10 protein-coding genes are annotated in these 12,867 nt (G+C 60.6%); 3 read left to right on the top strand and 7 right to left on the bottom strand.

What is annotated here, in order from left to right:
* Positions 1-249 precede the first annotated feature (249 nt).
* Positions 250-1,338 carry a type VI secretion system-associated FHA domain protein TagH gene (tagH, locus tag AC0L2H_RS15865; RefSeq protein WP_473591111.1) on the bottom strand — a complete coding sequence of 363 codons (1,089 nt, stop codon included), beginning with the start codon at positions 1,336-1,338 and terminating at the stop codon, positions 250-252.
* 254 nt (positions 1,339-1,592) lie between these two features.
* Between tagH and AC0L2H_RS15860 the strand changes: the two genes are divergently transcribed.
* The 3 genes from AC0L2H_RS15860 to AC0L2H_RS15850 are packed head-to-tail and all read left to right on the top strand — an operon-like array spanning position 1,593 to position 4,729.
* Positions 1,593-3,923: a type VI secretion system Vgr family protein gene (locus tag AC0L2H_RS15860; RefSeq protein ID WP_473591110.1), complete on the top strand. Its 2,331-nt coding sequence runs from the start codon at positions 1,593-1,595 to the stop codon at positions 3,921-3,923.
* A gap of 9 nt (positions 3,924-3,932) precedes the next feature.
* Positions 3,933-4,358: a DUF6484 domain-containing protein gene (locus AC0L2H_RS15855; RefSeq protein ID WP_473591109.1), complete on the top strand. Its 426-nt coding sequence runs from the start codon at positions 3,933-3,935 to the stop codon at positions 4,356-4,358.
* Entirely contained in the window at positions 4,358-4,729 is a 372-nt protein-coding gene (locus AC0L2H_RS15850; protein ID WP_473591108.1) for a hypothetical protein, read from the top strand. Before AC0L2H_RS15855 ends, AC0L2H_RS15850 begins: the two co-directional genes overlap by 1 nt.
* 11 nt (positions 4,730-4,740) lie before the next feature.
* Here AC0L2H_RS15850 and AC0L2H_RS15845 read toward each other — a convergent pair whose 3' ends face one another.
* The 6 genes from AC0L2H_RS15845 to tssM are packed head-to-tail and all read right to left on the bottom strand — an operon-like array spanning position 4,741 to position 12,866.
* The gene (locus AC0L2H_RS15845) at positions 4,741-5,667 is read right to left on the bottom strand and encodes a hypothetical protein (protein ID WP_473591107.1); all 927 of its coding nucleotides are present in this window, start codon (positions 5,665-5,667) and stop codon (positions 4,741-4,743) included.
* A gap of 26 nt (positions 5,668-5,693) precedes the next feature.
* Positions 5,694-6,668, bottom strand: coding sequence for a DUF4150 domain-containing protein (locus AC0L2H_RS15840; RefSeq protein ID WP_473591106.1), 975 nt, complete (start codon positions 6,666-6,668; stop codon positions 5,694-5,696).
* Positions 6,669-7,703 carry a 3-oxoacyl-ACP synthase gene (locus AC0L2H_RS15835; RefSeq protein ID WP_473591105.1) on the bottom strand — a complete coding sequence of 345 codons (1,035 nt, stop codon included), beginning with the start codon at positions 7,701-7,703 and terminating at the stop codon, positions 6,669-6,671.
* A complete protein-coding gene (locus AC0L2H_RS15830) occupies positions 7,700-8,806 on the bottom strand; it encodes a DUF2169 family type VI secretion system accessory protein (RefSeq protein WP_473591104.1) in 1,107 nt (368 codons plus the stop codon). Before AC0L2H_RS15830 ends, AC0L2H_RS15835 begins: the two co-directional genes overlap by 4 nt.
* The gene (gene tagF, locus AC0L2H_RS15825) at positions 8,806-9,333 is read right to left on the bottom strand and encodes a type VI secretion system-associated protein TagF (protein WP_473591103.1); all 528 of its coding nucleotides are present in this window, start codon (positions 9,331-9,333) and stop codon (positions 8,806-8,808) included. Before tagF ends, AC0L2H_RS15830 begins: the two co-directional genes overlap by 1 nt.
* The gene (gene tssM / locus AC0L2H_RS15820; RefSeq protein ID WP_473591102.1) at positions 9,330-12,866 is read right to left on the bottom strand and encodes a type VI secretion system membrane subunit TssM; all 3,537 of its coding nucleotides are present in this window, start codon (positions 12,864-12,866) and stop codon (positions 9,330-9,332) included. Before tssM ends, tagF begins: the two co-directional genes overlap by 4 nt.
* Position 12,867: the final 1 nt, after the last annotated feature.

The raw sequence follows: 12,867 nt of genomic DNA, 5'->3' as shown, positions 1-12,867 counted from the left end.
CTGCTGGCGAGAGCACTGTTCGGAAGAAGGTTGGCCACAAAACGCTATCCCGCCGTAAGATGACATTTGCCGCAGACCCCAGGTCAATCAACCTTACCAGCTTGGCGAACTGTCGTATGTGATCGTAGTCTCACAAAGTAGCCATTGGAACCGGATGCAGTGCGCCGACGAGATTTTTCTTTCGCCGACTATAGCACTGCACATTCTTTCGGGGATGCACTTCTATGCGCCAGGGTCGGTCTCACCGCTCTATTTTTGCTTGTCGGCCTTGGCATAGGCTTCGCTGAAATAGGACAGGAATATATCCAGCATGCCGTTTTCGTGGGCTTCCTCCATGGTCCGCCATTTCGCGACAAAGGCGTCCCAGGCCAGGCCTTTCTTCGAGCTGAACGACGTTGGCGGAAGCTTTTTGCCGATCGCCTCGGGCGACAAGTCGTCAAGTAAGCGCGAAAGAGCAGCCTGCATGGCTGCATAGGTGGCAAATTCGTGCGTCTTGAGATCGCGGAATGCGTCTTCGATGCTGTGCCTGGCATCGAGATAGCCGGCCCTGCGCCGCGCGAACATGATCTCAAGGATATCGTCGGTCCCCGGCACGAACTTCAGGGGATTGTTGTCCTCGGCACTTATCATCGTGCGGTGTGTGCTCTTGGCCAATATCTTCGCAGCCGCCCGTGCTTTCAGCAGCAAGGCCAGCTCCTCGACCACCGTCCGCAGCACCGCGCCGATTTCGGCAGCAACTTCATGGGGATCACGAGATTGAAGCAATTCCGGGGAGATGCCGGCTCCGATCGCGATTTCCCGCAGCATCTCGTCTGAGTCAGGGCGGCGGGGTGCGGACCCCGCCGAGGGCGGAGGAGTGGGCTGCAGCAAGGAAGACGTCGACGCTGGCGCCTGCTGCCCGGGCCGCTGCTCCGCCGGACTGAAGAAAGGCTCGTTGCCGAAGTCCAGCGGCCGGCCGGTGGCGACCGGCATTTCCCGTTGCGTCGAACCGCGATTGCCTTGAGCTTGGCCTGTCGTCGCGCGCTCGTCGTCAATCGATACGAAGATGACGTAACGGCCGATCAGCAGCCGGTCGCCATGACCGAGCCGATGCGGGCCGGCCATGCGCTGGCTCGATCCGTTGACGAAGGTTCCATTGCGCGAGACGTCGTACAGCCAGAACGCGCCCGCGTCGAACCTGACCTCGCAGTGCCGGCCGGAGATGAACTTGTCCGGGTCGGACAAAGTCCAGTCACAAGCCTCGCGTCCGATTTCGAAGCCGCGATCACGGGCTGCATAGCCGGTTGAGATGCCAGCGGGCAGGGCGTCGACATTGTTGATCTGCAGCCTGATGAACATCCAAAATCGCCGTCGATCGCCGATCGATACGCCACCATTCTAGCAGCTTGCAAGTATAACAGGACAGCAGCGTTTCAAGTCGATGAAATCGATAAGGCAAGGTTTAACTGCCGCTCGTTCTTTTTTTGGTCGACAGGAAAACCTGTGGTAGGCTCAGCATGGCCTAGTGTGGCGTTCCTGAAGGTGATGTTGTTCACATAGCAGGAACTTCAAATCCGCCACACTGGCGGCCGCGTCCAGGAGGGGCACGACCCATGCCGAACGAACAACGCGCCACGGTTGTGCAGACACCGGTGGGCGCCGAGTTGTTGACCTTCACCCATCTCGTCGGGCGCGATGAGATCAGTCGTTGTTTGGCCTATACTGTCGGGTTCGTCAGCAGCAGTCCCGATATCGACCCGCTCAAGATGCTGGGCGGGGCTGTTTCGATCGAAGGTGAATCCGATCCGAAACGCTGGTTCAGCGGCCTGATCTCGGAATTTCGGCTCACCCGGATCGAGGACAGGCTGGCATATTACGAAGCGGTCGTCAGGCCATGGCTCTGGTTCCTCGGCAACACGACCGACTGCCGCATTTTCCAGAACATGAGCGTCATCGAGATCGTCGAGGAGGTTTTCTCGAAATACAGCACGGCAAAATTCGAGAAGCGCCTGCAAGGGTCTTATTCGCCGCGCGAATACTGCGTGCAGTATGACGAGACCGATCTCGATTTCGTGCAGCGGCTGCTCGAGCACGAAGGCATCCTGTATTTCTTCGAGCACGACGAGGGCAAGCACACACTTGTGCTCGCCGATGCGATGAGCAAGCTGAAGCCTGCGCCGGGTTACGAAAAGGTGCCTTATCACTTTGAAGGGCAGGGCTCGCGGCGCGATGTCGAGTATATAACGGAATGGATTCCGGGCAGTTCGGTGCGGCCGGGCGCTTATGTCCATACCGACTACGACTTCACCAAGCCAGGCGCCGACCTGATGGCCAAATCCGCCCAGCCGTTCGGCCACAAATTGGCGGCGGGCGAGAACTACCGCCAGCCCGGCGCGCATCTCGATGTAGGCCGGGGCGACAGCCTTGCGGCGATCCGGCGCGAGGAAATCCAGGCCGTGCACCAGCGCATCGCCGCTGTCGGAACCGTGCGTGGGCTATATTCCGGCTGCACGTTCAAGCTGGACGGCTTTCCGCGCGAAGACCAGAACCAGGAGTATCTGGTGGTCAGCGCCGAATACCGGCTCTTCGATCCGGGCTACAGGGCTCTTGCCGACGTCGGCAGCGAGAACTTCAAGGTGATCCTGGGCGTGGCGCCGACCGCCTTGCCTTATCGTCCGCCACGGATTACGCCCCGGCCGATCATGCGCGGGCCCCAGACGGCGACGGTGGTCGGCCCATCGGGTGAAGAAATATTCACCGACAAGTATGCCCGGGTGAAGGTGCAGTTCCATTGGGATCGTCTGGGCAAGAAGGACCAGAACAGCTCCTGTTTCGTGCGCGTCTCGCAGACCTGGGCCGGCAGCGGCTGGGGGTTCATCCAGATACCGCGCATCGGCCAGGAGGTCATCATCGATTTCATCGAAGGCGACCCGGATCTGCCGATCATCACCGGCAGGGTCTACAACGCCTCGCAGATGCCGCCCTACGGGCTGCCGGGCAGCGCCACGCAATCCGGCTGGAAGTCGGATTCCTCCAAGGGCGGTGGCGGCTATAACGAGCTGATGTTCGAGGACAAGGCCGGCTCCGAACTGGTCAATTTCCAGGCGCAGAAGGACCACAACCTTCTGATCAAGAACGACCGCACCAAGCTGGTCCAGCACGACCAGTCCGACCGCATAGACCACGACGCCAAGCACTCCGTGGGCCACAACCTCGACGAGGACGTCGGCAACAACAAGACGGTCAAGGTCGGCGTCGACCAGACCACGGATATCGGCTCGAACGATACCGAGACGGTGGGCAAGAACCGTTCGCTGACGGTTGGATCGAACGAAACCATCAATGTTGGGTCAAACTCCACCGAGACAATCGGCATAGCGCATACGCAAACTGTTGGCGCCGTCCAGACGGTGACCGTCGGCGCGGCTCGTATCGATTCAGTCGGCGCGTCCGAGACCCGGACTGTGGGCGGCCCGCAAGCGAATACAATCGGTGCGACACGGTCAGTCACTGTAGGGGCGGCACAGAGCCACGACATCGGGGCGGCGGATAGCTGGAATATCGCGGCGGATCAGAGCGTTCAGATTGGTGGTGGTCAGACCGTCAAGATCGCTAAGGACCAGGACACGACAGTCAACGCGGGCCGATTGGCCAAAATCGCCAAGGACGACCAGACCGAAGTTGGTGGGAACAGTGCGGCGAAGATCGCGAAGAATGGCGTGGAAGACATCGGCGAGGACAAAACGATCAAGGTCGGAAAGAACCTCACCATTCAGGCAGGCGATACCATTCTGATCAAGTGCGGGGCGGCCGGCATCGCGCTGAAGAAGGACGGGACCATCACCATCGAGGGCAAGGACATTACAATTACCGGGTCAGGCGAAATTGGCGTAACTGCCTCGAAAAAGATCGTCATGAAGGGCAGTAAGATCCATCAGAACTAGGATATTCAAATGGTTGATGTTCTGGGACGAATAGACGGTGTCGTGATAGGCATGTTTTTGGGGATGGGCGATAGGGGGCCGCTGGTCGTTTTCCCCGGCAACCCGTCCACCGATGCTGTCCCGGCGCGAAGCCTGACCGAACTGTCGTCTTCAATGATTGGGGCCGAGGTGGCATTGCTTTTCCAGGAAGGCGATCCTCTTAGGCCGCTGATCGTTGGGCGAATTGTCGAACCGGCGCATAAATCCGGCTTGCCGTCGGTTGTCAGCGACGGCGAATGTGTAAGGATAGTGAGCGGAAAACGCATCGAACTACGCTGCGGAAAGGCCACCATTGTCATGGAGCATGATGGCCATATCACCATCCGGGGAACTTACGTAACCAGCCATGCCAGCGCCACGAACAGAATTCGTGGCGGATCGGTGAATCTCAACTGATGCCAGCGCCGATTCTTCCCGAGATCGTTCGGCAACACGCCGAGATGGCAGCCTTTCTTTGGACTGTGTACGATCACCACCTGCTTCATCCCGATGAGAACCCCGATATGGATGAAGTCAGGCTCGACCGTCTTGTCGAGCGCTTGGAAGCCTATCTGGATGGGCTGCGGGTCGCAGGTGAGCATGGACTGGCAATTGCCCGCGAGATCTATCAGCACTCTCCGGAGTCGGGTGAACTTTTTGTCCTGCGAATGTTGTCGTTTCCCGATCCGCCGCGAATAGCGGACCTCGATCTCGCCAGGGTTCGCAGTTACCTCGCTCGACACCAAGCCAGTGTCGCGGACGACCGCCGTCCCGGCGCTATTCTATGACGGACAAGGATCTATAGATAGCGGCGCTTCATGTCGACGATGCGGCAGTGGACTTCGCCGTCATATTCAAATTCGAAGCCCCGCCATTCATCTCCGTCAAACAAAAATACTTCCTTCCAGCCGACAACCACCAGGAGTTCGCGAGACGCATGCATGAAGTTCCCGAAGTCCAAGGCGCGGAACGGGACCAGTTTGAGCCCATCTTGAACGAGAAGGCCATGTCCGTCGTCGCCCCAATAGGTCTTGCCCATGAATTCGTAGATCGACGCAAAGTCCGTCTCCGGGCCTTGGACTTCATCTACACGATCCTCGAAGTATTCGAAGCAGTCGCCATCGTCGCCGCCGATCTTTACGCGGCCATCGGATGCCACATGGATGGCGTTGATCGGCACGTTGAAGTTGAGTGGAATCTGTTTCCACTTCCCACCCGCCAGGCGAAGCAGGGCGCCATCGAAGCCAGCCACGTGCACGTCACCACCTGGTTGGCCGTGAATGGCTCTCAGATTTGACTTTGTGCCTCGTTTGATGGGGCGCCACGATTGTCCTTCCGCAATGCAGCAGATGCCGGCGTCTCCAAGAAGATACAGTTCTCCCCCTTCGTGCTGCCAGATCTTGTCGACGAAGTCGTCAAAGGGCGTTTCCCATGTCGTGTGGGACTTGCCTTTGAACAGGTGGGTCGTCGCACCGAGGTCGAGAACGATGTGCTCTTCCGGCGAGCGGCTGACGTGAGACAGGATCTGGCTCGGCAATTCAAATATGGTCTCGCTGCGGATACCCCTGCCATCGAAGGAGATCTTGAACAAGTAGGAGTGGGCAATCTCATTGTGCCGGTCAGTCAACTGCAGCGAAACGCTGAAGAGATTTCCGCCAAGGTGGTATGCATTTATGGCGTCGGTGTCGACTTCGTCAGGGCTGAGGTCCGAGATTTTCCTAGACATTTGCTGCGCCCTTCCTTCTGCCCAGCTTAGCGGGTTGTGTGCGACATGGTCGTCATATTGTTCAACGTCTCACGCGATTTCGGGGGATGCACCGCATCTTCGATATAGGCCATGAAGATTGCCCGCAGACACTTGGCGATCTCCTTCTTGGTATCGGGATCGGCCGCCTTGGTCTCCTTGTGCGTGTTGACAATGGCGTCGGCACCTTGGGCGACAACGCCCTTCAGCTTCGGCTTCTGTCCGCGTTTGGCCAGGCGTTCCTTGTATTGATTGAGCCGCTTGGTTTTCAGGTCGTGCGGTGTGTTGACCTTCGAGCCTGGTCCTTTGTGCTGAAATCCTCCGCCCTGGGCGTGTTTTTTGGCGCGGATGCACACGCAGGGCGCGCGGTGCTGGCTGTAATTCTTCCATTGCTTGTAACTTTGGTTGTGCTCACGGTCATGTTGGAAATATTCGTTTCCGACATAGTGCTCGGATTCATAGCCATCCGGGCAATTTGCCTGGTTGTGGGGATGCAGTCTCAGGTTGTGCTCCTGCAGGAGCACCCAGCATTCCGTCTCCGCTCCGTCCCTGAAGAGAAGATGGTACCAAGGCGCACTCTGGTTGGCGGCAAGTGAGGCGTGGTTGTTCGTCGCAAGGTCGGTGAACCGGATAACAGGTTCGCCGTCGAACTTCACATTGTTCGACCACGACTGGAAATACTCCTTGCCGGTATTTGTAGAAGTAATAATGCCCTTTTTTGCCGCGCATCCGGCCTCGGTTCCGGATGTTTTTGAGAGAAAGGACTGGTTCTTGATATTGACGGTCTTGTCGGAGATCTTGACGGTCCCCGTTCCTTGATCAGTATCGCTTGAAAACCCGAAACTGGGATAGGGAATTGGTACGCCAGGGGGCGTGGCAGGATTTTCCGGAGGCGTGAAGCAGGTGTCTGGAAAGGCGGCAATCGTCTTGCCATCGCTTCCTCTTCCGGAAATTTCCAGCCCGTTGGCGAACACATTTCCCATCTATCGCGCCGATCCGCTCAGAACCGCTGCTCCGCATTCGCCCACATCATTGGACGCCTCGATCAGGACCGGATCACCTGCGGCATATCCTTTGGCTGCGGCGGTAAATGCCCATCCCACCATGATCGGCACCACGGCGGCGCCGACATTGCCCATGGTTTCTCCCGGCGACCAGATATCCATGAACTCGCGTCGGCCTCGAGCCAGTCGCAACGTCGCCAGTGCGCTTTGCTTGAACCAGTACTTCTCACCGATCAGATCAGCGATTCTGTAACCCACCCGACTGAGTTCTACTCCTGTCTCTTCGAGGGCTGATCGATAAGCCGCAGTCATCCCGTCGCCGCGGAGCGGCAAATCCGCCTCGTTGTAGATATGGGCCGGCTCGCGCGTGAGCCCTAGCCCGAGAAGTTCGAGGCCACGGGCCCCGGGCCTGCCTGCCAAAGTACACATGAATGCTGCGGCCGCTTCTCCGGGTATAAATCCGTCGGGATGGCGTGGCGCCAGCAGGCGACTTTCCATGAAGTAATGAGTGATTGTCCCGGCCGTGAGATAGCTGTCGACGCCCGCAATCAGGACATTTTCAGCGTCCCCAGAGCTTAACAATCTGCGTGCATGCTCTATCGCAATGTGACCGGATGGACGGCCATGGGCGACGACATGCGCCTGCCAGGAGCTTGTCAGACCGGTGAGTTCACTTATGCGGGCGAGAAGGTGCTGTGCGTCCGGTGCGGGCCTGCCTGGCCGTCCTTCTTCGGCGAGACAGAGGATCAGGGTGATCGACGATCCCAATGCACCGGGCGCGCCGCCCAAAGCCTCCTTGATCGCGGCTGCCGCGATATAGGCGATCCGCTTTTCGCCAACCCAGTTTTCCTTGACGGTAATAGGCGCTCCGATCAACCGCTTGCCGCCGCCGGCTACAAATCTTGTCTCTTGAAAACCGTCGATGCCCGCCCGCATGGCAGCGCAGGAAGAAGGCGCGTCCAGACCAACTGGTGTGACCATGCCGATCGACGATATGACGACCCGATTTGTCATGCATCCTCGGAAACGGAGTCCGCAGTCCCCCCGGCACGAATGTAGCGGCGGCCGGAGGCTCGTGCTCTGAGCATTGATTCAGAAGGCGGGCCTACCCAGCACTCCACAAAGTCCAGGATCGTGCGACGAATGCGGCTTGAAATCCGCCAGACCATGGAGAAGCGCCTGTGCTCAGGCTCGAACAGCAATGAATCAGGAAATACCGTTCCTTCGAAGCGCGGCTCCTCGTCGTCCGCGGCGAACAACGTCATCGGCAACGCGGTCGGTGGCAGTCGAAAGCTCACCCGCCCTTCCGGCGTCAGATTGATGAGCACCACGTCCTCGCCGCCCGTCGGCAGATCGATCTGCTGGTCGGGCGGCGCCATCTGGAAATAGCGTTCGTCGAAATCGGGTGGCAGGAACGGAAAGATGTTTTTCGTCCAGTTGTCGTCATAGGTGCCGCCATATTCGATGCGTCCCGGCCAGCCACGCCCCATCGGTCCGAAGCTCATCGGCTTGTAGTCGCCGAAGGGCGAACGGATTTCTTCGCCGACAGCTTGCGTATTCGGCAGTCGCAGACCGGGGATAAGGCGCTGGTTCTTGGTCCGTGACCAGCCGGTTCCGACGGGATTGTATCTGTAGCTGGCGGGGAGCTTGTCCTCCGGGTCCAGTCTGTCGACGCCACCCCAGGCAACGTCATAGGAGATGGGTAGTTTCAGGAAGGGCTGTGGCGACGTGGCGGTAAAGACCGGCCCGACGGATCGCCACTCCCGGTGGCCGACGACCTCGAACAGTTTTGACCAATTGCCGACCTTGATACCGACCGGCACGCGCTCGATCGGTCTGCCGTTTGGTGCGTAGGCACAGCCATTGGCGACAACGTCGCAGCGCGGTTTGCGGAAGGCGAAATCGGTTTCCCACAGCGTGGCCGAATAGCCGGGCACGCCGGTTTGCATGTCGGCCATGACCAGAGGGACCTGTTCCGACGATTTTTTCACCAGTCCGCCGGGTGTCGTGGGAAAGTCGAACGTACCTTTCACCACCATGACGATCCACTCGTGGCCGGCCTTGTCCAAGCCCATGGTGAATTGGTGCTGATAGCCCATCTGGTTCCAGATCTGCATCAGCTGGTCTCCCAGTTGGCGGCGAAGATTTGTTCAAGCGTCGCTTGCGGAGATTGCGGGTCGATGTCGAAAATGTCCGAGCGGGCGGTCCACATCACCATGTCGTCGATGACATCTCCGTCCTCCTCAATGGGTGGCACATGCAGGGCGGTCAGTGCGGCATCCAGTTCGTCGGGTGCGAGCTCGCCGCGTTGGGCGGCGAAGGCAGCAGCCTCGATGCTGTCGAACCATTCGTCGCCATGGGCCAGCTGGAAGGAGGCTTCGGAGAGCTGCGCGACGACGCTCAGCGGGAACTGCCTGCCAACCCGGTCGGCGCTCTGCAAGATGATGCCCGCCGATGCGCCGAAGGAAGCCGGGCCGGCGAGAAAGCGCAGCGCCGTATTCTGCGGCCAGGCTGCCGAACCCATCAGCGGGACGATGTGCTGCGCCAGCCAGCGGTCCCAAACGCGCACAAAATCCCCCGGCAGCCGCCGCGTGACGAAATCGCCGGTGGCAGGCATTTTGCCGTAGAAGCCGGGCAGGATCATATCTGGGGCGGACATGAGAACTTCTTGAACATCTGAAGATTGTAGGGGTTCTCGACGCTTGCCGCCTTGAGCTCGAAGTCGGCGTACATGCCTTGCGTGCCCAATCGCAGGCTATAGACATCGGACAGCGAGGTGCCGGTGAAGCGGCCGCTGCGCAGCAGCCTCAGCCACGCCCAGCTGCCGGTCTCGTTGAGCATGATTTCGGGTGAGCCGTCGATCGGCTGGAAGGCAAGCGAGATGACTCCGGTGCCGTCCTTGCCGGGCCAGGTCATCGGCTGCGGGCGCGTCGCGTTGTTGAAGTAGACGAGGTTCTGGCCATCGAGATTGAGCGTGACGCGTGTAATGTTCGGAGACAGATCCTTGGGCTCGAGCGTGAAGTTCATCACCGGGCCCGTGCCGCCGGGAAAGAGATCGTCGCGGATCCGTCTGGCCTGTTCGAATGCCGCCAGAGCCGAAGAGTCCAGGCCAAAATCGGCGCGCCATTTCCATGGCTGGCTGGCGGTGTCGACATAGCTGATCAGGTGGTCGTTGATGAAGGCGTCGATCATCCCGGCCGGTCCGAACAGGCGAGAAAAATCGCGGACATTGACGTCCACCGCGCTTTCGGGGCTGAACGGATAACGGTCGTTCAGCGCCGCCTGGCAGAACGGCAGGATGTCGGCGCGCCAGATGGCGTTGAGCTCCGAGGTGACCGCCTTCTGCGTCAGGCCGCTGGTATCGCCGGCGATGCCGCCGAGCCAGTCGTCGACCGGATCCGGCAGGATCTGCGCTTGCCTGGCGACCGCTCCCGTCAGTTCGGCGAGACCGCCCTGCTTCTTGATGGCGTCCTGGGGGTCGGGATTGGCCGTGACCGTCTGCAGCACGTTGGACAGGGCGGTCAGGGCCACTACCGCGGCGTCGAGCGCCGGCGGCTGGCCGTCAACCTCGGCGATTGCGCCCTTAATCGGTTTGAAGTGTTCGGCCACCAGACTGCCGGTAAGATCCACCTCGTCGGGGGAGCCCGCGCGTGGCAGCAGTTTTGCGCCCGTCTTGACGATCTTTCCCAGCTTGCCGAGTTTGCCGAGCAGTTTCGAGCCGCCCTTGGCCGCTGCCTTGTTATCGGCCGGCGCTTCATCGGATCGGGTAAGGTCGGTCTCCTGAATGACTGCCGTAAGCAGGCGTTTCAGCGCGGAATCGGCGCTTGAAAGGTCCTTGAGATTCTCGCTGGCGACATTCAGGTCGGTCAACGGCGCGAGCCTCATATCGCGCAGGAAACTGTCCCATTGCGCGATGTAGTCTTCGTAATAGAGCTTCAGAATGTCCTCGGACAGCGCCGAGACGGAGGTCTCGGAATTTTCCGAACAGCCTCCGGCGAAGACCGCCCGATCCAGCGCCGCCTGGGCGGCGACATCCTCGACCCGGTCGAGAATGGCATCGTGGAAGCCGGAATAAGTGAATGCCCCCGAAATGCCGACGCGCAGCGTCTTGTCGGAACGCCGCGCAAAAACCTTGGCGCCGTTGGGGCCGGCGAAATTCGCGGGGATCCATTCCTTGAGCCCGGCCACCGCCGGGTCGGCCAGCAGCTGCCTGTAGGCACGCGCCGGCAACGAAATCGTGCAGACTGTTTTCAGCGCCTCGGCAACCAGCGCCTGATCCGGCGCGATATAGCTGTCGTCGACCGCCATGCGGCGGATCGCGGCAAGCTGGTGCTCTTCCGCGTCGGCGGTCGGAAAGGGCGCCGTGGGCGCGAATTCGGGCAAATCGTTCACCCACCAGTTCTGGACGAAATCGGAATCCATCTGTGACAGGCCCGTCATCATGCGATAGGTCTTCAGCGCCCCCAGCATGAAATCCGGATCGCGGATCTGCCGCCACATGGTTGCCTCGAGCAGAGCGATCATGTGCGGCTCGAGAACGTTGCGCAGAGCGTGGTCGTAGGTGTCGGCCTGCGCGCGCAGCAGCTCCGCCGAGGCCGATGGCCCGAGCAGATCCTGGGCGCTGCCCGGCGGTGCGGTTCGGGCATTCGCGACCTCGGCCATCGCATTGAGCGCGCCATCGATGGCCGGCTGCGCCACCGACGCCGGGTTTGCCGCGACCGCGGTCAGGGGTGTCTGCAGCGCCTCGAACTGGCTGGCCTGCGCCGTGATCGCATTGCGGTTGTCATAGTAGGACCAGGTGAACATTGCGCCGGCCAACAGGGCCGCGGCGGTACATGCGGCGGCGGCGCCACGCCAGATCCAGGCGCGGCGGCGCTGCGCCAGCGGATCGAATGTCCCCAGGCCCGCTTCCCTGAAGATGACCTCGGTCAGCAGGTTCTTCAGGAAAAAGCTGCGTTTTTCGATGCGCTGCGCCGGCATGGCCCGTCGCGGCGGAAGACCGAAGGAAGAAGACAGCGCCGCGGCCAGCCGGTCGATGGGCGCCCCTTCCTGGGTCGCTGACGTCAGATAGAGGCCGCGCAGCCAGGCGGCCTCTTCGTATCGGCTTTCGCCGAACATTGCCTCGATCAGCACCTGGATTGGTTCGGAAAGACTTGCGAGCTGGGCGGGAAACCTGAAGATCTCGGCGCGGGCGGCGAGTTTGTCCTCGTCCTCCAGGCGCGGCACCAGCCGCCGCTCGAGTTCCGTCGCCAGCGTGGCGATTTCCCGCTCTATGGTCTTTGCGTCGACGCGCGCGTCCAGCGCGAAGGTCGTCCCCCACACCTGCTCGCGCGCGGCCGTCGACAGGCCGCCGAAGAAAGCCTCGAAACCCTTGATCAGGTCGGCCTTGGTCAGCATCAGATAGACCGGAAGGCGGATCTCGAGCCGGTCGTTGAGCTCTGCCAACCGACGGCGGATCTTGCGACCATGTGCCTTGATGGCTTCGTCGCCCTCTGAAAACACGTCGATCGATAGCGCGACGATCACCCCGTTCAGCGCCCGGCGACCCCGGTGCTTCTTCAAAAGGTCGAGGAAACCCAGCCATTCCGCCGCATCGACGTCGGGCTGGCTCTCCTGCTGGACATAGCGGCCGGCGGTGTCGATCAGAACCGCGTTTTCCGAAAAGAACCAGTCGCAGTTACGTGTGCCGCCAACCCCCTGCAGGTCGTCGGTCAGGTCGATCGGGAAGTTCAGCCCGGACTGCCGCAGGGCCGTGGTCTTGCCGGTGGCCGGCGGCCCGACGATCAAGTACCAGGGCATTTCGCGCAGGAACTTGCGCCCGCCCAGCTTGCGGCGCTTCAGTTCGGCCATCACTTCGGCGAACTTGGCACCGACGGCGGCGACGTTCTCCTCGCCCGGGCTGAGCGGCTTTTCCACCGCTGGCGCGGCGATCTCGGCGATGAACATGCGGTTGGCGCGGATCGCCCGGCGCTGGGCGATGATCAGCCAGATCAGCCAGAAGATGACCAGCAGCGCAATAATGACGATGCGCACTGTTTCCGAGGCGAAGGGTTCGTAAGCACCGACCCTGACGATCGGTCCGAACACCCAGATAACCAGGGAAAGCAGCGTGATGCCGATCAGCGTCCAGAGCCAGCGCGATGTCAGAACCGCCCAGAGGAAGCGCAGGATGAACATC

It is taken from the genome of Mesorhizobium sp. WSM4871, assembly GCF_055811295.1.
This window is presented reverse-complemented; position numbering and strand designations above follow the sequence as displayed.

What these genes read in the sequence shown, in the direction of transcription:
- tagH (WP_473591111.1), bottom strand. Translation starts at nt 1,338, where the DNA reads ATGTTCATCAGGCTGCAGATCAACAATGTCGACGCCCTGCCCGCTGGC.
- AC0L2H_RS15860 (WP_473591110.1), top strand. Translation starts at nt 1,593, where the DNA reads ATGCCGAACGAACAACGCGCCACGGTTGTGCAGACACCGGTGGGCGCC.
- AC0L2H_RS15855 (WP_473591109.1), top strand. Translation starts at nt 3,933, where the DNA reads ATGGTTGATGTTCTGGGACGAATAGACGGTGTCGTGATAGGCATGTTT.
- AC0L2H_RS15850 (WP_473591108.1), top strand. Translation starts at nt 4,358, where the DNA reads ATGCCAGCGCCGATTCTTCCCGAGATCGTTCGGCAACACGCCGAGATG.
- AC0L2H_RS15845 (WP_473591107.1), bottom strand. Translation starts at nt 5,667, where the DNA reads ATGTCTAGGAAAATCTCGGACCTCAGCCCTGACGAAGTCGACACCGAC.
- AC0L2H_RS15840 (WP_473591106.1), bottom strand. Translation starts at nt 6,668, where the DNA reads ATGGGAAATGTGTTCGCCAACGGGCTGGAAATTTCCGGAAGAGGAAGC.
- AC0L2H_RS15835 (WP_473591105.1), bottom strand. Translation starts at nt 7,703, where the DNA reads ATGACAAATCGGGTCGTCATATCGTCGATCGGCATGGTCACACCAGTT.
- AC0L2H_RS15830 (WP_473591104.1), bottom strand. Translation starts at nt 8,806, where the DNA reads ATGCAGATCTGGAACCAGATGGGCTATCAGCACCAATTCACCATGGGC.
- tagF (WP_473591103.1), bottom strand. Translation starts at nt 9,333, where the DNA reads ATGATCCTGCCCGGCTTCTACGGCAAAATGCCTGCCACCGGCGATTTC.
- tssM (WP_473591102.1), bottom strand. Translation starts at nt 12,866, where the DNA reads ATGTTCATCCTGCGCTTCCTCTGGGCGGTTCTGACATCGCGCTGGCTC.